At 64.2% G+C, this 19956-nt stretch carries 18 protein-coding genes; 9 read left to right on the forward strand and 9 right to left on the reverse strand.

Going from position 1 to position 19956, the window contains the following annotated elements:
* Positions 1-25 precede the first annotated feature (25 nt).
* Together NO932_RS03595 and NO932_RS03600 are read left to right on the forward strand one after the other, a co-directional pair.
* On the forward strand, positions 26-370 hold the full coding sequence (locus NO932_RS03595) for a DUF952 domain-containing protein (RefSeq protein WP_309209698.1): 345 nt from the start codon (positions 26-28) through the stop codon (positions 368-370).
* On the forward strand, positions 370-1470 hold the full coding sequence (locus tag NO932_RS03600; RefSeq protein ID WP_375142826.1) for a quinone-dependent dihydroorotate dehydrogenase: 1101 nt from the start codon (positions 370-372) through the stop codon (positions 1468-1470). Before NO932_RS03595 ends, NO932_RS03600 begins: the two co-directional genes overlap by 1 nt.
* 11 nt (positions 1471-1481) lie before the next feature.
* Here NO932_RS03600 and NO932_RS03605 read toward each other — a convergent pair whose 3' ends face one another.
* From NO932_RS03605 to NO932_RS03615, 3 genes are all read right to left on the reverse strand, one after another.
* Positions 1482-2819, reverse strand: coding sequence for an MATE family efflux transporter (locus NO932_RS03605; protein ID WP_309209699.1), 1338 nt, complete (start codon positions 2817-2819; stop codon positions 1482-1484).
* A gap of 16 nt (positions 2820-2835) precedes the next feature.
* Positions 2836-3603, reverse strand: a complete 768-nt coding sequence (locus NO932_RS03610; RefSeq protein ID WP_309209700.1) for an SDR family NAD(P)-dependent oxidoreductase — start codon at positions 3601-3603, stop codon at positions 2836-2838.
* Between the two features lie 105 nt (positions 3604-3708).
* Positions 3709-4020: a DUF6460 domain-containing protein gene (locus tag NO932_RS03615; protein ID WP_309162535.1), complete on the reverse strand. Its 312-nt coding sequence runs from the start codon at positions 4018-4020 to the stop codon at positions 3709-3711.
* Between the two features lie 84 nt (positions 4021-4104).
* Between NO932_RS03615 and NO932_RS03620 the strand changes: the two genes are divergently transcribed.
* Positions 4105-6594, forward strand: a complete 2490-nt coding sequence (locus tag NO932_RS03620) for a ligase-associated DNA damage response DEXH box helicase (protein ID WP_309209701.1) — start codon at positions 4105-4107, stop codon at positions 6592-6594.
* A 10-nt stretch (positions 6595-6604) separates the two neighbouring features.
* Complete coding sequence (gene pdeM / locus NO932_RS03625) at positions 6605-7312, forward strand: ligase-associated DNA damage response endonuclease PdeM (protein ID WP_309209702.1); 708 nt, start codon at positions 6605-6607, stop codon at positions 7310-7312.
* Here the strand turns inward: pdeM and NO932_RS03630 are convergent.
* From NO932_RS03630 to NO932_RS03640, 3 genes are all read right to left on the reverse strand, one after another.
* Positions 7309-8067: a TIGR02186 family protein gene (locus tag NO932_RS03630; RefSeq protein ID WP_309209704.1), complete on the reverse strand. Its 759-nt coding sequence runs from the start codon at positions 8065-8067 to the stop codon at positions 7309-7311. The two genes, pdeM and NO932_RS03630, sit on opposite strands and share 4 nt — an antisense overlap.
* Positions 8064-8996, reverse strand: coding sequence for a sulfite exporter TauE/SafE family protein (locus NO932_RS03635; protein ID WP_309209706.1), 933 nt, complete (start codon positions 8994-8996; stop codon positions 8064-8066). Before NO932_RS03635 ends, NO932_RS03630 begins: the two co-directional genes overlap by 4 nt.
* 82 nt (positions 8997-9078) lie before the next feature.
* Positions 9079-12342, reverse strand: a complete 3264-nt coding sequence (locus NO932_RS03640; protein WP_309209708.1) for a peptidoglycan-binding protein — start codon at positions 12340-12342, stop codon at positions 9079-9081.
* 218 nt (positions 12343-12560) lie between these two features.
* Between NO932_RS03640 and NO932_RS03645 the strand changes: the two genes are divergently transcribed.
* Positions 12561-13010 carry a MerR family DNA-binding transcriptional regulator gene (locus tag NO932_RS03645; RefSeq protein ID WP_309162528.1) on the forward strand — a complete coding sequence of 150 codons (450 nt, stop codon included), beginning with the start codon at positions 12561-12563 and terminating at the stop codon, positions 13008-13010.
* Positions 13011-13103: 93 nt separating this feature from the next.
* Positions 13104-13766, forward strand: a complete 663-nt coding sequence (locus NO932_RS03650) for a response regulator transcription factor (protein ID WP_309209709.1) — start codon at positions 13104-13106, stop codon at positions 13764-13766.
* Positions 13767-14833: 1067 nt separating this feature from the next.
* Here NO932_RS03650 and NO932_RS03655 read toward each other — a convergent pair.
* Positions 14834-15259 (reverse strand): VOC family protein, encoded by a 426-nt coding sequence (locus NO932_RS03655; protein WP_309209710.1) that lies wholly within the window; start codon positions 15257-15259, stop codon positions 14834-14836.
* A 72-nt stretch (positions 15260-15331) separates the two neighbouring features.
* On the opposite strand from NO932_RS03655, the gene NO932_RS03660 reads away from it, so the two are divergent.
* Positions 15332-15925, forward strand: a complete 594-nt coding sequence (locus NO932_RS03660) for a TetR/AcrR family transcriptional regulator (RefSeq protein WP_309209711.1) — start codon at positions 15332-15334, stop codon at positions 15923-15925.
* A gap of 193 nt (positions 15926-16118) precedes the next feature.
* Here the strand turns inward: NO932_RS03660 and NO932_RS03665 are convergent, their stop codons facing one another.
* The gene (locus NO932_RS03665) at positions 16119-17729 is read right to left on the reverse strand and encodes a hybrid sensor histidine kinase/response regulator (protein WP_309209712.1); all 1611 of its coding nucleotides are present in this window, start codon (positions 17727-17729) and stop codon (positions 16119-16121) included.
* Positions 17730-17877: 148 nt separating this feature from the next.
* Between NO932_RS03665 and mscL the strand changes: the two genes are divergently transcribed.
* Positions 17878-18312, forward strand: a complete 435-nt coding sequence (mscL, locus tag NO932_RS03670; RefSeq protein ID WP_309163651.1) for a large conductance mechanosensitive channel protein MscL — start codon at positions 17878-17880, stop codon at positions 18310-18312.
* A 422-nt stretch (positions 18313-18734) separates the two neighbouring features.
* A complete protein-coding gene (locus NO932_RS03675) occupies positions 18735-19370 on the forward strand; it encodes a LuxR C-terminal-related transcriptional regulator (protein ID WP_309209713.1) in 636 nt (211 codons plus the stop codon).
* Between the two features lie 2 nt (positions 19371-19372).
* On the opposite strand, the gene NO932_RS03680 is transcribed toward NO932_RS03675, so the two are convergent.
* A complete protein-coding gene (locus NO932_RS03680) occupies positions 19373-19825 on the reverse strand; it encodes a MarR family transcriptional regulator (protein WP_309209714.1) in 453 nt (150 codons plus the stop codon).
* Between the last annotated feature and the right edge of the window lie 131 nt (positions 19826-19956).

Raw genomic sequence — 19956 nt, forward strand, 5'->3', positions numbered from 1 at the left:
GATCACTTGCCGAGAAGGAGGGCACATGGCCGAACCGATCTACAAAATCGCCTCTATCCAGGATTGGGCAAAAGCCAGGGCCGCAGGGTTCCTTGCCGGCACGCCGGTCGATCTTGCCGACGGCTACATCCACTTCTCGACCGCCGGCCAATTGGCCGAAACGCTTGAAAAGCACTATCGCGGACAATCGGGACTGGTGCTGGCCACCATCGATCCCGACCTTCTGGGCGCCGATCTGCGCTGGGAGCCCTCACGCGGAGGGCAGTTGTTTCCCCATCTCTACGCACACCTGCCCATGTCGGCGGTCATCGCCGAACGCGAACTCGCTGCCCGGACCGATGGCGGGTTCGACCTGCCGGAGATCGGCTGATGGGGCTGGGCGATCTGTTTCGCGGCCCCGGCATGCAACGGTTCGCGCAGGACATGCTCATGCGCATGGACGCCGAGACCGCGCACCGGGCGACGATCAACGCGCTCAAATTCGGGCTGGCCCCGTCCGGCGCTCCGTCCCCGGCCAATCTTGAAACGCGTTTTTTGGGGCTGAACCTCGCCAACCCGTTGGGCATGGCCGCAGGCTTCGACAAGAACGCGGAGGTCTTCGGGCCGCTCTCCAAGGTCGGGTTCGGCTTTGTGGAGGTCGGGACGCTCACCCCGCGCCCGCAACATGGCAACCCAACGCCCCGCGTCTTTCGCATTCCCGAGGCGATGGGAGTGGTCAACCGCCTCGGCTTCAACAATGAAGGCCATGAGGCGGCGCTTGAGCGCCTCAAAGGGCGGGCGCCGGCGCCGGTGGTCGGGGTCAATATCGGGGCCAATAAGGCGAGCACCGATTTCGTGGCCGACTATGTCGCCGGCGTAAAAGCCTTCTCCCCGGTGGCCGACTATCTGGCCGTCAATATTTCCTCGCCCAACACACCGGGCCTGCGCGATCTGCAGGCCGAGCACGCCTTTGGCAGCCTGATCGGCGCGGTGCTGGAGGCACGCGCCACCCAGTCGCGCCAGCCCCCGATTCTCGTCAAGATCGCTCCTGATCTGGACGAAACGCAGATGGATGCGATCGCCCGCGTGGTTCTGGCGAGCGGGGTGGACGGGCTGATCGTTTCTAACACCACGATCTCGCGCGATGCGGTGGCGGGCCTTGCAAACGCCAATGAGGCCGGTGGGTTGTCCGGCAAGCCGCTGTTCAATCTCGCCACCCGGAGACTGGCGCAGATGCGTCAGCGGCTTGGCCCGGATTTTCCGCTCATTGGCGTTGGCGGCGTCCATTCCGCCCAAAGCGCCATTGCCAAATTCGAGGCCGGCGCCAATGTGGTCCAGCTTTATTCAGCGCTTGTCTATGGAGGGCTCGAGATGATCGACGAGATCAAGGCCGGCCTCTCCCACGAGGTCGCCGCGCGCGGATATGCCCATGTTGCCGAGCTTACCAATACGGCGGTTGCCGATTGGGCCGAAGGGCGGCGCATGATTTAGAGCGAAAGGCTCTAGGCGAAAAGTTCGGGCTTTCGCTTTTCTATCGCCCAGGCATAGATCGCGGCGCGGACCAGCAAGAGCACATGCAACGCGAGCCACAGGCCCCAAAGGCCCAGGATCGGCTGCAACAGCACGGCGGTCGCCAGATAAACCAAGAGCGAAACCACCATGCCGTTGCGCATGGTGACGTTGAGCGTCGCCCCGATCATCACCCCGTCATAGACGAAGGCGGGCATGCCGGTGAGCGGGGTCAGCGCCGCCATCGCCAGGTAGACGCGGGCCATCTCCCGTACCGGCTCGCTGGTGGTCATGAAATCGATGGCGATCCAGCCGCCGGCAAACAGCAGCATCGAAAGCGCTCCGGCGATCACCAGCCCCCAACCAAGTCCCATGCGAATGGCTTTTTCGAAGGCGGGGCGCCAGCGGGCACCGACCGCCCTGCCGCAGAGCTGTTCGACGGCGGTAGCCAGCCCGTCCAGGAAGAAGGCGGAAATCGAAAAGAGCTGCATGAGGATAGCATTGGCCGATAGCGCCACCTCGTCCACCCGCGCGCCCTGGGCGGCGAAATAGGCAAAGGCGGCCATCAGGGCAGCCGAGCGGATGATGAGATCGCGGCTGATCCCGATCATGCGGCGGACGGCGGCAAGATCGAACAGCGCGGTGGGGGTCGCGATGGCGAGAATGGGTCTGAGCCCGCCATAGTGGCGCACGGCGATCGAAAGACCGAGGATTGCGGCGATGATCTGACCGATGACCGTGCCCCAGGCCGCACCCGATACCCCCCAGCCGAAACCCTGCACGAACAGGATCGAGAGGATGATGTTGACCACGTTGATGAGGATTTGCAGCCACATGCCGGTCCGCGCATCGGCCCGGCCATAGAACCAGCCCAGCAGCACGAAATTGATGAGCACGAAAGGCACCGATACCATGCGGATCAAGACATAATCAGCAAAGGCTCCGGCCGACTGGGCCGGCGGAGCCAGCGCGATTTCGAAGACTGAAAGAAGCGGCAGCGACAGCGCCAGAAGCGCCAGCCCCATGACCACGGCAACGACCATGGCGCGCGCCATGTGCAGCAGCCCGTCATGGGGATCGCGTGCGCCGACCGCCTGGGCCGTCAACCCTGCCGTGCCGAAACGCAGGAAAAAGGCGAGGGCGAAGATGATGGAAAAGGCCACGGCCCCCAGCGACAACCCGCCCAGAAGCCCGGCATCGCCCAATTGCCCGATGACCGCCGTGTCGACGACGCCGGCCACCGGTTCGGTAATGAAGGCAACCGAAGCCGGAATCGCGATGCCCCAGACATCGCGATGACGGATTTCGAAAGGATGGACGCGGGAATCCATGGCGCCGCCGGACACCCTAGTTCTGGAACGCGTCCTTGTTGAGAATCACGGGCCGCGTCGGCACCTGGCAGACGGGCATGATCTCGATCGAGTTGACGTTCACATGGGCGGGCAGATTGGCGAGCCACCACACGGTCTGGGCGATATCCTCGGGCAGCAGCGGCTCGTTGTCCGCATACATCTTCTCATTGGCCTCGAAATCCCCGCCTGTGCGCACGGCGGTGAATTCGGACTTGGCGTGGCCCGGTTCGAGCGAGGTGACGCGGATGCCCGTGCCCATGGTGTCGGTCCTGAGGTTCATCGAGAACTGATGCACGAACGCCTTGGTCGCGCCATAGACGTTGCCGCCGGTATAGGGGAAGCGTCCGGCAATGGACCCCACATTGATGATCGAGGCGCCGCGCCCCACCTGTTTGACCAGCGGCAACACCTCGAGCGTGGTGTGCAGCAGGCCCACGATATTGGTGTCGATCATGGTCTGCCACTGATCGGTGTCGATGTCGGGAATGGCGCCCGTGCCCAATGCCAACCCGCCATTGTTGAACAGGCACGTAATGGGTTTGAAGTTTTCAGGGATGGCCGCGACGGCATGCTTGATCGATGCCTTGTCGGTCAGGTCCATCTCGATGCCGTGGACGATCTCGGGGAACTCGGCTTCCAGCTCCGCCAGCCGCTCGCGCCGCCGGCCGGTTGCGATGACTTTCCAGCCATTGTGGGCGAAATGACGCGCGGTGGCGGCGCCGAAACCCGAGGTGGCACCGGTGATGAAGATGACGGGCGGCATGAGTTTTACCTTGAAAGACATCGATTAAAGGAAGGGGCGCAGATAGCGCCCCGTCATCCTATTGATCGGCGCTCCAAGGCTCAACAGTCTGTTGCAATTATCCGATCAGCGCCGCCGCCCGGCCGACATCAGCCGGCCCAGGAACCAGAGCGGCAAAACGATCACCGCGCCGGTCAGCACATAGGCGAAGCCGCTGCGCAGCACTTCAAAGCCATTGTCGAAGATCGAATTGATGAACCCTTCGATGGCCGAAAAGATCGCCTGCGGGCTGAGCCCGAGCACCGACATCAGGAAACCGACGACAAGGCTCATCAGGATCAGCCGCACGACCACCCGGCCCGGCGTGCCGCCAAGGAACGATTCCAGCCATCCGCGTCTTTGATTTGTCTCGCGCTTGTCCATAGTCTCGGGGCTCATCGGCCGGTCCATTCTCGATTCTTCAGTCAGGTTCACAATGCCACATAGGGGCCGACAATGGCCAATTAAAGAGAGCGCATCGGCTTGAGCCAGCTTTCACCCATCGTCGAGAACTGGTTTGCCGGCAAGGGTTGGCGAGCGCGGCCGCATCAATTGGCGGTGCTCGAGGCGGAAAGGGCCGGCAATTCGGTGCTGCTGATCGCCCCTACCGGGGCCGGCAAGACGCTGGCCGGGTTCCTGCCGTCGATCGAGGATCTGATCGCCAACCCGATGGATGGGCTCCATACGCTCTATATCTCCCCGCTCAAGGCGCTGGCCGTCGACGTCGCCCGCAATCTGGGCGACCCGGTGCGGGAAATGGGGCTGAAGATCAAGGTCGAAACCCGGACCGGGGACACGCCCGCGGCGCGGCGGCAGCGCCAGCGTTTCGCGCCGCCCCATATCCTGATGACCACGCCCGAACAGCTCGCCCTGCTGCTCAGCCACCCCGACAGCGCGCGACTGTTCGGCTCCCTGCGGCGCATCGTGCTCGACGAATTGCATGCGCTGGTCACCTCAAAGCGCGGGGATCTGCTGAGCCTGGGCGTTGCGCGGCTGGCAAGGCTGGCGCGGGAGGTGAAGGTCACCGCGCTTTCGGCGACCGTGGCCCAGCCCGAAACCCTGCGCGATTGGATCGCGGCCCCCGTTTCGCCCAAGCCCGCGGTGCTGCTCAACGCGCCGGGCGGCGCGGCGCCCGAGCTCTCGATCCTCGCCAGCGAGGAACGCCTGCCCTGGGCCGGGCACTCGGCGGCCTATGCGGTGCCCGACCTTTACGAGACCATCAAGCGGCATGGGACGACGCTGCTGTTCGTCAACACCCGCAGCCAGGCAGAGGCGCTGTTCCAGAACCTCTGGGCCATCAATGACGAGGGCCTGCCCATTGCGCTGCACCACGGCTCGCTTTCGGTCGAGCAGCGGCGCAAGGTGGAAAGCGCCATGGTGGCCGGCGTGCTGCGCGCGGTGGTCTGTACCTCGACGCTGGATCTGGGCATCGACTGGGGCGATGTCGATCTCGTGGTGCAGGTCGGCGCGCCCAAGGGGGCCTCGCGCATGCTCCAGCGCATCGGGCGGGCCAATCACCGGCTCGACGAACCTTCAAAGGCGCTGTTCGTACCCGCCAACCGCTTCGAGGTGCTCGAATGCGAGGCGGCGCTCGAAGCGGTGAGGGAAGGGGCGCAGGACAGCGAAACTCCGCTCCCGGGCGGGCTGGACGTCCTCGCCCAGCACGTGCTGGGGCTTGCCTGTGCCGATCCGCTCGATGCCGACGAGACCTATCGCGAGATCACCTCGGCCTGGCCCTATCGCGACCTCTCGCGGGAGAAATTCGATAGGGTGCTCGATTTCGTCTCCACGGGCGGCTATGCGCTGCGTGCCTATGAGCGCTTCGCCAAGCTGCGCAAGACGCCGGACGGGCTCTGGCGCATCGCCAATCCGCAGATCGCCCAGCAATACCGATTGAACGTCGGCACCATCGTCGAGGAACCGATGCTCAAGGTGCGGCTGGTACGGGCGCGCGGGGTGCGCAAGGGAGCGACCACCGGGCCGATCGGGCGCGGCGGGAGAATGCTGGGCGAGATCGAGGAATATTTCATCGACCAGCTCGTGCGCGGCGATACCTTCATGTTCGGCGGCGAGATCGTCGCCTTCGAGGGGGTGGTCGAAACCGAGGCCTATGTCTCGCGGGCGTTTTCGGACAATCCCAAGATCCCCTCCTATATGGGCGGCAAGTTTCCCCTCTCGACCTTTCTCGCCGACCGGGTGCGCCGCATCCTCGCCAACCCCGAGGATTGGCGGGTGCTGCCCGATCAGGTGCGCGAATGGCTGGACCTGCAGAACTATGCCTCGGTGCTTCCCGACAGCGACAGCCTGCTGGTGGAAACCTTCCCGCGCAGCGACAAGCATTACCTGGTCTGCTACCCGTTCGAGGGCCGGCTGGCGCACCAGACGCTGGGCATGCTGCTAACCCGGCGGCTCGAACGGGCGCGCGCGCAGCCATTGGGGTTCGTGGCGTCCGACTATGCGCTGGCCATCTGGTGCGCGTCCGATCTGGGGGCGCTGATTGCCAGCGATCGGCTCTCGCTCGATCAGCTTTTCGATGAGGACATGCTTGGGGACGATCTCGAAGCCTGGCTCAATGAATCGGCGCTGATGAAGCGCACCTTCCGCAATTGCGCGATCATTTCCGGGCTGATCGAGCGCCGGCATCCGGGAAAGGAGAAGTCCGGGCGGCAGATCACCGTCAGTTCGGACATCATCTACGACGTGCTTTACCAGCACGAGCCAGATCACATACTGATCGAGGCGACGCGGCGCGATGCTGCGCGCGGGCTGCTCGACATCGAGCGGCTGGGCGTGGCTCTTCGGCGCATCCGGCGCCATATCCGCCACAAGCGGCTGGACCGAATCTCGCCTCTTGCGGTACCTATTCTGCTCGACATCGGCAAGGAGCCGATCTTCGGGGAAGCCCGCGAGGCGGTGCTGCGGGAAGCTGCCGAAGATCTGATCGCCGAAGCCGTCGGATATCCGAACCAATAAGAGATTCATTTTGGCCCAGGCCCAGCCCCTTCCGGGGTTCGAAACGCCACCGACGATCTGGTTTGCGGGCGAGAGCTTCGTCCCGCTGCCTTCGGGCGCGCTCTATTGGCCCGATGCCGAGGCTCTGATGGTCGCGGACCTGCATCTCGAAAAACTGTCGAGCTATGCGCGCTCGGGCCAGCTTCTGCCGCCCTATGACACGGGAATGACGCTGGCGCGGCTCGAACGCGATATCGCGCTTTGCGGTGCCCGGCGTGTCTTTGCGCTTGGCGATAGCTTCCATCGCGACGAGGGCACGACCACGCTGCTGCCGCACGACAGGGCGCGCCTGGCGCGGCTGGTCGAAAAGCTCGAATGGGTTTGGGTGGCCGGCAATCACGATCCTTCCCCGCATGCGCTGGGCGGGCTGTGCTGCAGCCAGATGGCGGTGTCCGGATGCTCGCTGCGCCATGAACCGATGCATGGGATTCCGGGGCTTATCGCGGGTCATCTGCATCCGGCGGCACGGGTGGCGATGAACGGGAAATCGTCGCGCCGGCCGTGCTTTGCCTGGGACGAGCATCTGATGATCCTGCCCGCCTATGGAGCCTCGACCGGTAGCCTCAACGTGCTTTCACCGGCCTTTGCAGGGCTCTTTAACCGGACGCGTCTGCAGGTCATGATGCTCGGGCGCGACAGGGTCTATCCGGTCGCTACCCAGCGGCTGGTTTTAGGCTAACGGCGGAACAGGACGCCGCCGAGCCAGCCGGTCACCAGCGCCAGGGCTACGCAGGCGAGGCCGTACAGCAGCGGCTGGTCGATGGCAGCTTCGCCCAGGAACCGTTCAAATCCCGATTTCTGCACGAAAAAGCGCTGCGCGCGCTCAGCGACGATCTGCCCGTCCTGAACAACCAGCGCCTGGGCCAGAAAGATGCCGTTGGGCACATTGGCCGGCAGGACCACGCGCGTGGTGAAGAAGGTCGGAGACAGAAAAGCGACGCCGCGCTCGTCGGTGCGGAACAGGTTGGCATTGGTCATCAGCCGCACCAGTTCGGCCTCGAACAATTCGACATTGCCGCTGGTTTCGGTCAACGCCAGCTCGGCCTGCGCCATGGCCGTCAGGTTGCGCTCGGCAATGATCTCGGGGTCCAAAATGGCTTCGATGGGCCCGCTGGAGAGCACGCGGTAGAAGGAGGGCAGGCCGGTAAAGAGCGCATGGTCGGCATTGAGCATGATGCCGAACTGCCGCGTCTTGCGGCGCACGACCCGCTCTTCCACCGGGCCGCGGATGACGAAGATCACATTGTAGGAGCCTTCCGGCATGGTGCCATCCACGTTGGGCTCGATGTTGCCGAACAGCGTGATGGTCTCGCCCGAAAAGTTCGAATGGATCGAGATGGTCGGGTCCGACGTGCCGAAGATCAGGCTCTGCGATTGCGCGGCGGTAGAGCTCGTCAGCAAGGCGAGAACCAGAATGAGGAGACGCGCCATCATAGCGTCTCCCCGAAGCTCAGAACGGCTGTCGAGAAGGGATCGGCGGGCGCGAGCAGCAGGGAGAGCCCGAAGCGGATGGCGACCCCCAGAACGATGAGCGCCAGAAGAAACCGCAATTGATCGCCGCGCAGATACTGACCCGCCGAGGCGCCGAATTGGGCACCCGCCACGCTGCCCACCATGAGGCAGAAGGCCAGAAGGATATCAACGCTCTGGCTCTGAACGGCGTGCAGCACGCAGGTTGCCGCCATGACGGCGAGGACATGGAGCAAGGATGTGCCGATCACCACCGAACCGGGGATGCGCAGCAGATAAACCAGCGCCGGCACGAGGATGAAGCCGCCGCCAATACCCAGGAGCGAGCCCACGATGCCGATGAGGAAGCCGATGCCGATGACCGGGATCACTGAGATGTAGAGCTTGGAGCGCTTGAAGCGGAACCGCAGCGGCAGGCCGTGAGCCCAATTGTGCTGGCCCGGCATGCGGCGCGGGGGAGGTCCCGCCCGGCGCGAGCGGATCAGCGAGCGGATCGCTTCGATCAGCATCAGTGTGCCGATGGAACCGAGGAAAAGCAGGTATCCGAACGAGATCGCCAGATCGAGCTGCCCGAAGCTGCGCAGCAGAGCGAAGATCCAGACGCCGACCCCGGCCCCGAACACGCCGCCCGTGACCAGGAACAGGGCAAGGGTGAGATCGATGCCGCCCCGCCGCCAATAGGAAAGGGCGCCCGAGGTGGACGCTGCCACGACCTGCCCGGTCACCGAGGCGACGGCGACCGGAGCCGGAACGCCGGAAAAGATCAGAAGCGGCGTCAAAAGAAACCCGCCGCCGACGCCGAACAATCCCGACAGGAACCCGATGGCTGCCCCGATCCCCACCAGGAAGAACAGGTTCACGCTCATTTCCGCGATGGGCAAATAGATCAGCACGGCCGGGCCCAATCATAGGCAGGTTCACAGGGCGCTGATAAATGCGCCCTGTGGCGAAGAGATTACGCTCCGGTCCGAGCGATCAGACCGGTTGACTGCCCAGCACCGCGAGCAGCCGGGGATTGATGGCACCACTTTCGGTCATCCCCGTGGCACGCTCGAACTCGGCGATGGCTTCGCGCGTTTTGGGGCCGGAAATTCCGTCCGGGGTTCCAATGTCATAGCCCAGTTTGCCAAGCAGCATCTGGACCTGCAAGACCACATCCCGGTTGGCGATCGCCGGGCCGGGATCGAATGTTTCGTCCCAGGTTCCGATGGGAGCGAAATTGGCGGCGAGATCGATCTCGCTGGGGGCCCAGGCCTCGATCTGGGCATCGAGGCGTTGAATGGTTTCAGCATCGAGCGATCGGGCCGCATCGTCCCGCGACGCCGCGGCGTCCTGGTCGCCCGAGCGCGCCGCGAGCGAGAACCAGAGATAGGATTGCTCGAAATCCTGCTCGACCCCGAGGCCGCGGGCATGGAGCATGCCGAGATTGAACTGGCTGTCGGTGAGCCCGCGCGACGCCGCCTGTTCGAACCAATGGGCGGCGGCTTCGAAATCCTGGCTTTCAAGCTCGCCCCCTGCGTATAGGGAGGCAAGATTATGCATCGACATGCGGTTTCCCGCTTCGGCTGCGCGCTGATACCAGAGCCGCGCCATTTCGAGATCGCGTTCCACGCCGCGCCCGCCTTCATAAAGGCTGCCCAGACGGTACTGCGCGGGAGCGAAGCCTTGCGCGGCGGAACGTTCGTACCAGGCTGCCGCCTGGGTGAAGTCCTGCTCGACCAGCGTGCCTTCGGTGAGGATGGCGCCGACTTCGAATTGGGCGTAGCGATCGCCCGATTGAGCGGCGAGCCGCAACGCTTCCGGTTCGATCTCCTCGGGCACTACGGCCTCGGGCAGATCCTGAACGATGGCAGCGGCCGTGTCGATGGGCGCATCCGCCGCCGCATAGCTCGAAGCGGCGCCGATCGCAGCCGTCTGGATCGGGTCAATGGTCGGATTGGCGGAGAACGCGTCATGATCGATCTGCGCCGCCGTCAGGCTGGGCTGCTGCTCGATGAAGCGAACGTTCGACGTGAGACTGCCCGTTTCAGCGGCTTCTTCCGAGTCGATATCGGGCGCCGCTGTTGCGGTTTCGGCATCGCTTACGGCGGCCGGTTCTGCGGTATCGGCTGGCGGTTGCTGCGTTTCGATCGGGGCAAGGGCCTGTGCCTCTTCAACCGGAGCGGAGCGGGGCGGCATGATGCGGCTCGCCACCAGCGGCACGGTGAGCGCGACCACGGCAACGAGCGCCGTGCCGAGCAGCAGGGCGCGGCGGTTGCGGGCAAAAAAGCTCTGCGCCTGCTCCTCGTCCTGATCGTCGTCAAAGCGGCGTTCGGCGACGGGTTCGGCGACTGGCGGAGTCGCGACCGGCGCTTCATCTTCCGCAGCCTGGGCTTCGCTGCGCTGGAAGCGGGCGAGAGCGCGGCCGATCAGGGATTTGGGCTCTTCGAAATTCCCGGCCTCGGGCTGACGCGCGGAGCGGCGGGCGGCTTCGATGAAGCTGGCGCGTGTCGAAGCGGAAACGCTTGGCGCGGTTTCAGTCTTGCCCCGTTCGGGACTATCGGCGGCAAAGGGGCTCGCCCGCTCGAGATTCAGGCTCGATTGCGGCTTGGCCGGCCGGTCGATGGTGTCGGGATCGAGGGTGAACGGTTTTGGTTCGGCGGCCTTGTCGGGCTCGGGCGCAGCCGGCTCGATGGTCTCCGGCTGCGGTGCCTGGGAGGCCTCACCGGTGGTCGGGTCGACCGGCATCGTATCGGCGGGCTTGCGGCGCGGACGGGATGGCGCGGCCTCGGGAGCAGGCGCTGCGGCGCTGGCCGCGGCAGCCGGCCGGTTGTTGAGCATCGTTTCGAGCCGCGCGATGCGGTTGTCGACCTGCGCGATCGAATTGCGCATCCCCGCCAGGTGGGGCGTATCCGATCCTTTCTCGGACGAACGGGCAAAGAGCGCGGCAAGCCGCTGTTCCAGCGCCTCGAGATCGGCCTTTTCGACACCGTCGGCATCACTGGGGATGCTGGCGGGAGCAAGCGCCCGGCTCTTTTCGGCAATGAGATCCGCCAGCGCTTCGAGATCCGGCGCGGCAGGTGCAGCCGGGGTTTCGATCGCCGCCATCGCCTTGAGTTGCGCGCTGGTCTCGTCGACCCGTTGGGCGATCTGGCGCAACTGGGCTTCCACCGCATCGATCGATGCCGGCTCCTTGGATGCGCCGAGTTCGTTCATGCGCTCTTCGAGCCGGGCAAAGCGCGGTTCGAAGGTCTCGGAAATCACCCCGCGCAGCACCGAGACGCTTTCGGCAAGCATCGCCGCTTCATCGCGGGAAGGGGCTTCGATCGCGCCGATGCGTTCGCCCAGGGCGTCGATCTTGGCCAGAAGCGCTTCGGGCTCGGATTTGCGGCTGACCGCTTCGGTCAAGGCCGCCATGTCGTGGCTCAGCCTGTCGATGGCGTCCGAAGGCTGGCTGTTGGCTTCCAGGGCGTCGATGCGGTCGTAGATGTTGCGCACGCTCTGCTCGATCATCGCCATGGTCTCGGCCTGGCGGTCGTCCGAGCGGGCGACCTGCTGGGCCTGCTGAGCGCTGGTTTCGATCTGATGGGCGAGCAGCTTTTCGACGGTGACGGTCAGCTCGGCCAGGCGCTCCGTGCTCGTTTCGTCGGCGGCGGGCCGGCTGGCGGCGATCGTTTCGGCGAGATTGCCGATCTGGGCCTCGAGCCGCTTGATCTGGCCGGTTTCCCCGACCGCGCCGGCCAGAAGCTCGATGACTTCGCTCAACTGCGCGATCTGGTTGGAAATCTCCCTGTCGGCGCCCAGCGCCTCGATCTGCTCGGCGATCCGGGCCTCGAAACGGCCGATCCTCTCGCCCATGGCATCGAGCGCCTTGGCGAAGCCGGTCAGTTCGGCGTTCGGTGCCGTTGTCGCAGGACGTGCTCCGCCGGTCTGGCGGGCGCGAATCTGGTGGATGGCGTCCACGACGCTTTCGCGCATCACCGGCCGATCTTCGGTGGCGCGCTCGGCAAGCCGGTTGACGGCCTGGCGCACGCTGCGCAGGGCTTCGGAATGCCGGTCGGACTGAAAGGCGGCCGGGGCAGGGGGAACGGACGCGGCCTGGGGGCGCTGGCGTGCCGAGTGGGCGGTGGCCACCTGATCCTCGACCTGATCGAGCAGCGCCACCAGTTCGTTGCGCAGGCTCTCCCATTCGGCACCGTTCGATCTGTGGGGACCGGACAGCGGCTCGGGCCAGTCATGATGAGGATTCGTTCGCGCCATTGTGCTTCCCGACGGCTGTGTGAGGCGCGTGATCAGCGCGCCGATGGGCGAGAAGAATCGCCAAAAATGACTGTCTGCAATTTATGGTAAACATCGCGTTAACCGTGCCCGAGTGCCGCATTGATTGCATTGGTATTTTTGAGCATGGATTGCGCTCGATCACCGATCGTGGTGATGTTGCTTTCACAATGACTGCCCATCAGCGACAAGACGCCAAGATGACCGGACCTGCCCGCAAGGACCGCGTTGCGCGCCGAAGCGAGGGGCCGGCGATCTACACGATCGCCGAGCTCGCCGACGCTTTTTCGATCACGCACCGGACCCTGCGATTCTACGAAGACAAGGGCATGCTGCGCCCCCGACGGGTGGGCAACAAGCGCCTCTATACAAACCGCGACCGCCTGCGGCTGCGCATCATTCTCGATGGCAAGCAGGTGGGGCTGACCCTGCGCGAGATTCAGGAATATCTCGACACATACGATCTGCGCGACGGGTCTTACGACCATCTGCGCCGCGCGTTGGACAAGGTGCATCATCAGCGCCATCTGCTCCAGCAGCGCCGTTCGGCCATCGAGAAGTCCCTTTCGGAGCTGGCGCGCGTCGAAGAGATCATCGAGGGCATGCTCGCAGAGCCGCAGGATCCCGACGGTCATGGCGACAAAATATGACCCTTTGGTCGTAAACGGCCGGAAATGCTTGATTGATCGTGCGATCTTGGGTTTATCGTCGGTATCGACCTGCCCGGCGAGGAACCGCGCCCCATGAGCCATCGCATCATCATCGTCGACGACCATCCCTTGTTCCGCTCGGCCCTGCGCCAGACGCTCGAGGGAAAGGGCGCCGACATGGCGTTCGAGGAGGCCGGCGACATCGAGGGGCTGAGCGCCGCGCTCGAGGCCAATCGCGATTGCGACCTCGTGCTGCTCGACCTCAATATGCCCGGGGTGCGCGGCTTTTCGGGATTGCTGCTGCTGCGCGCGCAATTCCCCGAGATTCCCGTGATGATCGTCTCGGCGGTCGAGGACGCCTCGGTCATCCGCCGCTGCTTTGATCTCGGCGCTTCGGGCTTTCTTTCGAAATCGGAAAGCGCAGCCCGCATCCGGGAATCGATCGACACCATCCTGGCAGGTGGGCTCTGGGTGCCGGAAGGTGTTTCGCTCGATGATCTGGACGAGCAGAGCGAGGTGCTGTCGCGGCTGGCGACCCTCACCCCGCAGCAGATCCGCGTGCTGATGATGCTCTCGGACGGGCTGATGAACAAGCAGATCGCCTATGAGCTTTCGATTTCGGAAGCCACCGTCAAGGCACATGTCTCGGCGATCCTGCAAAAGCTCAACGTCGACAGCCGGACCCAGGCGGTGATCGCCGCTGCCAAGATCGAGCAGGGGCAGTTCGCGCAGCTCTTCGAGGACGCCGGGGCTTAGATCTGCGGGGCGGCATGCCAAATCGCCCTCCGGCTGAAGCCATCGGGTCATCGCGATATCAATAGACGGCATGGGGCGATGAACGCTCCGCACTGTATTTGTTAGTATGAAGCGATCATCGCCCCATGCGTCCGGGATTTTGGGCTTATGGCGGCTTCTTGGGCTGGGGGTTGTTGAAGCGCCCGGTCTCCCGTTTGCCTCGCTGCCCCTCCGGGTTTCCCCGGTGCGACGTGGGAGTGATTGGATTGGTGGTCCGCTCACACCTTTTATCCACATCCGGCCATCTGTCCGCTTTGGGCCTTCCCCACGGCGACCCGTGAGGAACCCGAACCGATCCCGCCCAAACGTTCGTAGCGCTTGCGTCCATATGCGCGGGGTCGTGAGGGGGAGTATGGGGGAAACCGAGAGGGCGGGGATAAGTTTTTGCGTGGGTGTCTGTGGAAGCTCAGCGCCCCTCATCCCCTGCCATTCGAGCCCCCGCCTTCGCGAGGGGCAGGCTCCGCGTCTCATGGCCTTCTCACCTCCAATCGTGCCACCGGCACGATTGGCCAAAGGACGGCTCGAAGTCTCCCACCAGGGGAGAAGGGGGCTCTTGGGGGAGCGCTGGGGATAACAAGCACGGTGTTGTGGTTTTCCCTCTTACCCTTCTCCCCTTGTGGGAGAAGGTGGCCGCGAAGCGGTCGGATGAGGGGGGCTCGGCATATCAGCGGCCACCGCGGTGATTGTTGATGCTCAGCGCACCCCTCATCCGTCTCGCCCTTCGGGCGATCCACCTTCTCCCTCAAGGGGAGAAGGGGACTCTTGGGGGAGCGTTACGGCAAAAATTTCGTCGCTCTTCATCTCCAACCTTTCCGTTCGTCGTTGTCGGGCTTGACCCGACAATCCGCAGCCATCGCCGATGGTGCGGGAGAGGTTGGGGGACGCATTGAGAGGCTTGCGGGTCTCCGGGACAAGCCCCGGATCAAGTCCGGAGACCAAGACGACGAGGGAGGGGGCGGGTGGCACGGGGCGAAGGGGTGGGCAGGTGATGTGTCCACCCTGGGTAACGATCAGCCCAGGCCGCGCGCTTACTCTGGGAGGGCTTCGGGTGCGTATTGGGCGGCGAATTCGGCGCTGGGGGGGATGGGTTTGATCACATCGACCAGGATGCCGGTGGGGTCGGTGACGATGAAATGGCGTTGGCCGAAGGCTTCGTCGCGGATGTCGAGGGCGATATTGGCGCCCGCAGACTTGAGGCGGGTATATTCGGCATCCACGTCTTCGACCTCGAAACTGAGGAGAAGACCGCCGGTGCGGTCGCGGTGGCCGGCCGGGATGGTGGCGTGGCTCTTGTCGAGCACGGCGAAGTTGAAGGCGGGATTGGCTTCGGACTGCAAGTGGACATACCAGTCGCTGTCGAACAGGGAGCGAAAGCCGAAATAGGTGAGAAAGAAGGTCGATGAGGCGGCGACGTCGTCGGTCATCACCACGGGGTAGAAGCTCGAGGGGCGCATAGGGGTTTCCTTTCGATCCAAACAAACATACAGTCTGTATGTACGAAATGAATTAACATACAGGCTGCATGTATGCAACCAGAATCTTCGCGCCGCTCCAATCGTGACCGCTCCGAGTCCACCCGTGCCGCTCTGATCGAGGCGGGGCGGGCGCTGTTCACCGAACGGCCCTATGGTGAAATCGGCACGCCCGAGATCGTGGCCAAGGCGGGCGTGACGCGCGGGGCGCTTTATCATCACTTTGCCGACAAGCAGGCGCTGTTTGCTGCCGTGGCGGATGCGGAGGCGGCGGCAGTGGCGCGCGAGATCGAGCAATCCTCGCCCGAAGGCACCTCGGCCGCCGAAGCGCTGCTCAATGGCGGGCGGGCCTATCTCGACGCCATGCAGGTGCCGGGGCGCACGCGGCTTCTGCTGCTCGATGCGCCCGCCGTTCTGGGGCATGCCGAAGCCGAGGCGATCGATATGTGCCACAGCGCGCGCACGCTGCGCGAAGGGCTGTCGATCGCCATCGAAACCGGCGCGATGCCGGCGCTGCCCATCGAGCCGCTGACCCGGATGATCTCGGCGGCCTATGACAGCGCCGCGCTCGATATCGAGGCGGGTGGCGACAGGGCGGCGTGGGAGCAGGTATTGGCCGAGCTGTTCAAGGGGCTGACCAAGGCGTAGCTTATCGCAGTGAGCGGATGTGTAGAACTACACCTCTTCTGGATGCTCGGAAGCCTTGTGGGTCTCCGGGTCGAGCCCGAAGACGACGAGGGGAGAGGGTACGGCAAGAGCCGAGAGCCGGGGATGCATACCTTGTTCCGGGACAAGCCCGAGGAGACCCCGATGGCCAGCGACGAGGGATAACCTTGGGGCGCTAGAGCTGCTTGCTCATCTGGGCGAGAAGCGCGCGCAGGGCGGCGGGTTTGACCGGCTTGTTGAGCACCGCGGTGCCGCGCGTTTCGGCGAGCTGGCGCACGGCGGGCGTGCGGTCGGCGGTGACCAGGATCGTGGGCAGATGCCCACCGACGATCTGCTTGAGCCATTCGATGGCATCGAGCCCCGAGGTCTGGTCGAGATGGTAATCCATGAGCACCAGATCGGGCACCCAACCCTCGAGCATGCCCAATTGAGCGATCTCCTTGAGCGAGGTGGCGGTGCGGATGTCGCAGCCCCAGTTCTCGAGCAGCGAGGACATGGCATCAAGGATCGACCGCTCATTGTCCACGCACAGGACGTGCAGCCCGTCGAACTGGGCGGCGGCGCGGGCGGGAGGTTCGATGGGGGCAGGCGCGGGGCGGTTGCCGGCGATAACCGGCACTGTGACCGAAAAGCGCGAGCCTTTCCCCACCACGCTTTCGATCTCCATGGGGTGATCGAGAGCAGCCAGGATGCGCTGTACGATGGACAGGCCCAGGCCCAGGCCTGGGGCGATGCGGGCGCCCTGTTCGAGGCGGGAGAACTCGGTGAAGATCAACTGATGCTGGTGCCGGTCGATGCCGATGCCGGTGTCGATGACGTCGAGCCGCACCGACTTCCCGCGCCGCCGGCAACCCACCAGCACGCGGCCGCCGGGACGGGTGTATTTGATGGCGTTGGACACCAGGTTCTGGATGACGCGCGCCAGGAGCATGCGGTCTGAACGCACGATCAGCGAAGCGCCGACCACGCGCAGCTGGATGTCCTTTTCACTCGCGAGCGGCTGGAACTCGATCTCGATCTTCCTCAGCAGATCGAAGATGTCGATATTGGTGCGGGTGACCTTGAGCGCACCCGAATCCATGCGCGAGATATCGAGCAGGGTCGACATGATGTCCTCGACGGCGTTGAGGGACGCATCGATCGAGGCGGCAAGCTCGGCGGCCGGGGTGCCGCGCGTGCGCTCGTAAAGCGTCGAGGTGTAGAGGCGGGCCGCGTTGAGAGGCTGCAGCAGGTCGTGGCTGGCAGCGGCGAGAAAGCGGGTCTTTTCGTGATTGGCCTCGTCGGCCTTGGCGCGAGCCTTTTCCAGCTCGGCATTGAGCAGGGTGAGCGCACGCGTGCGGTCCTTCACGCGCTCTTCGAGGGTGTGATTGACCTGTTCGAGGGCGGCTTCGGCGCGGGCGCGATCGGTGACGTCGGAAAAGGAGATGACCAGGCCGCCATCGGGCCGCAGCGCGGTGTGGATCTCGAGCTGGTGACCGGCCATGTTCGAGCGCTGTGTGAGCGTTGTGGGTTCGGACGTGATGAGGCGGCGGCGCTGGTCGGCGACGACCTGCGGGGTGCCCGGTCCGAGATCGCCCCGGCGGGCCATGAACAGGAGGATTTCATCAAGCGAAGTGCCTGGGGCAAGCAGCGAGGGCGGCAGGCCCAGGCCGGAGCTGTAGGTGGCGTTCGACACCACGAGCGCAAGCGTTTTGTCGAAAACGGCGATGCCATAGGGCAACTGGTCGATGGCACCGGCAAGACCGGGATCGACGGTGCCGTTCGCAAAGATCGCCCGGTCGGCCATGGCTGCATCCGTCTCGATTCGGAGCTCTGTGGTGGCGCCTCCCGAGCGCATATGTCAAGTCATGACAATGGACAAGCGTGCGGAATCGGGGCTTACTTTTAACCGCCGCAGGGGCGCGGTGGAAGCCAAGGAGGTGACGCACATGTCATTGATTAAGGAATTCAAGGAATTTGCCGTCAAGGGCAACATGGTCGACATGGCCGTGGGTATTATAATCGGCGGAGCGTTCGGCACGATCGTGTCCTCGCTGGTCGATGACATCTTCATGCCGGTGATCGGGCTGGTGTTGGGAGGCATCGACTTCTCCAACCTGTTCGTCGTCCTGTCCAATCCCGATGGCGTGGCGGTCCCCTCGCTCGCGGCGGCACAGGCGGCAGGCGTTGCCACCCTCAATGTGGGCCTGTTCATCAACGCGCTCGTAAAGTTCGTGATCGTCGCCTTCGCGCTGTTCATGCTGGTCAAGGGCATCAACATGCTGCGCCGTGAAAAGGCGGCCGAAACCGTGCCGGAAGTTCCGCCCGCTCCCCCGCGTGAAGAAGTGCTGCTCACCGAAATCCGCGATATCCTCAAGACCAGACCTTGAGCATTAAGAAAGGCCCATTGTTCACAATGGGCCTTTCTTCCTTTTACGACTACGCTTCTCCAGGAAGTACGTAGTTATTCCTATTGCGCCGGCATATATAAGACGTTATTCCTATGGCTACGTAGTTGAGTCTACGGTTTAGGCCAATCGGCGGGCTCGGCTACCTATCGCAAAATTCGTGCGCGATTCATCGTAGGTTGCGGGGGCAAGGTCCTCAAATTCGGCAATCGCTTTTTGCAACGCTTCCGGCCGGCTCGGCGGAAGCGAACGGGAGCGGCTGGCCGAAGGTGGGAAACAAGTCCTGACAGCGATGGGAGCGATGGGTCGGGAACGCAAGGCGACTTTTGCTCGGCATGCAATTGGAGGGGACTGGCCGCTTTTCCGTATTCGCGGTGGAGTCTCGCAAAGGACTGGAGAAGACTGTGAACACCGAAATTTCCTATCGCCCATTTCTTAACCGCGATCGGCTGGTCCATATCGTGGACAGCGACAAGGCAACCTGCGAGGCGCTGGACGTGCTGTTCAGGCTCGAAGGGTTCCAGACCGCCGTCTCGCGCAACAGCGACGATTTCATCGCCCGGTTCGGGCAGCGCCGTCCCGACGTGGTGATCCTCAATTTCGATCTCGCCGGCGAGGACATGCTGCCCGCGCTTCGGCGCATCAAGGACATGCGCGCGGGCATTCCTGTGTTCATGCTGGCCGACCAGCCCGATATCGACGGCACTGTCGAGGCCATGCGGGGCGGGGCGAGCGACGTTTTCGTCAAGCCGGTGGATTCGGAGCGTTTCGTCCGCGCCGTGCGCGACACGCTGCGGCGCGACGTCCATCTCACCGCCTCGCGCGATGGACAACAGGAGGTGGAGGTCCGCGGCTTTGCGCAATTGACGCCACGCGAGCGGGAAGTGCTGCAACTGATCACCAATGGGCAATCCAACAAGGAGGCGGGGCGTGAGCTCGGCATTTCCCCGCGCACTATCGAGGTGCACCGGGCCCGCGTCATGGAAAAGCTCGGTGCGCGCAATACCGCCGATCTCATCCGGATCGTCTTGACGAGCTGAGATCAGCTCAAGCGGGCGAGGGGAGCGAGCTGGCGGGCGTGCAGCGGTGTGCCGGCCAGCTCGAGCTGCTTTTCAAGCGCTCCATGCTCGGCTTCCCAGACCGGAACCGCCTGCCCCAGAAGCGCAAGACCCTTATCGGTGAGCGTCAGCCGCCGGCTGCGCCGGTCGGCGGGATCGACGCCAAGCATGACGAGGCCGCGCCGCTCCAGAGGCTTGAGGGCAGCGGTGAGGGTCGTGCGGTCCATGGCCAGAAGTTCGGCAACCGCGCCGATGGTGGGCGGTTCCGGGCGGTTGAAGGACATCAGCAGGGAAAACTGCCCATTGGTGAGATCGAGCGGGCGCAGCGCCTCATCGAACCGCCGGCCCAATGCCCGCGCGGCCCGCTGCGTGGCCAGACACAGGCAGTGATCGCGGACGTAGAGAGTGGTTTGATGGCTGGGATGAAGGTTTGACATGATTCCTATATGTTGATATCAACGTAAATTGTCAACCGCGCTTAAGTGTTTCGTCGCGTGTCCGGACTGCAAAACCGTTTCGATCCTTGGTCAAGCCGGGGACATGCTTTTGCTGGACACGCTCTATCCAT

Source organism: Pelagibacterium sp. 26DY04 (assembly GCF_031202305.1).
Lineage (GTDB): Bacteria > Pseudomonadota > Alphaproteobacteria > Rhizobiales > Devosiaceae > Pelagibacterium.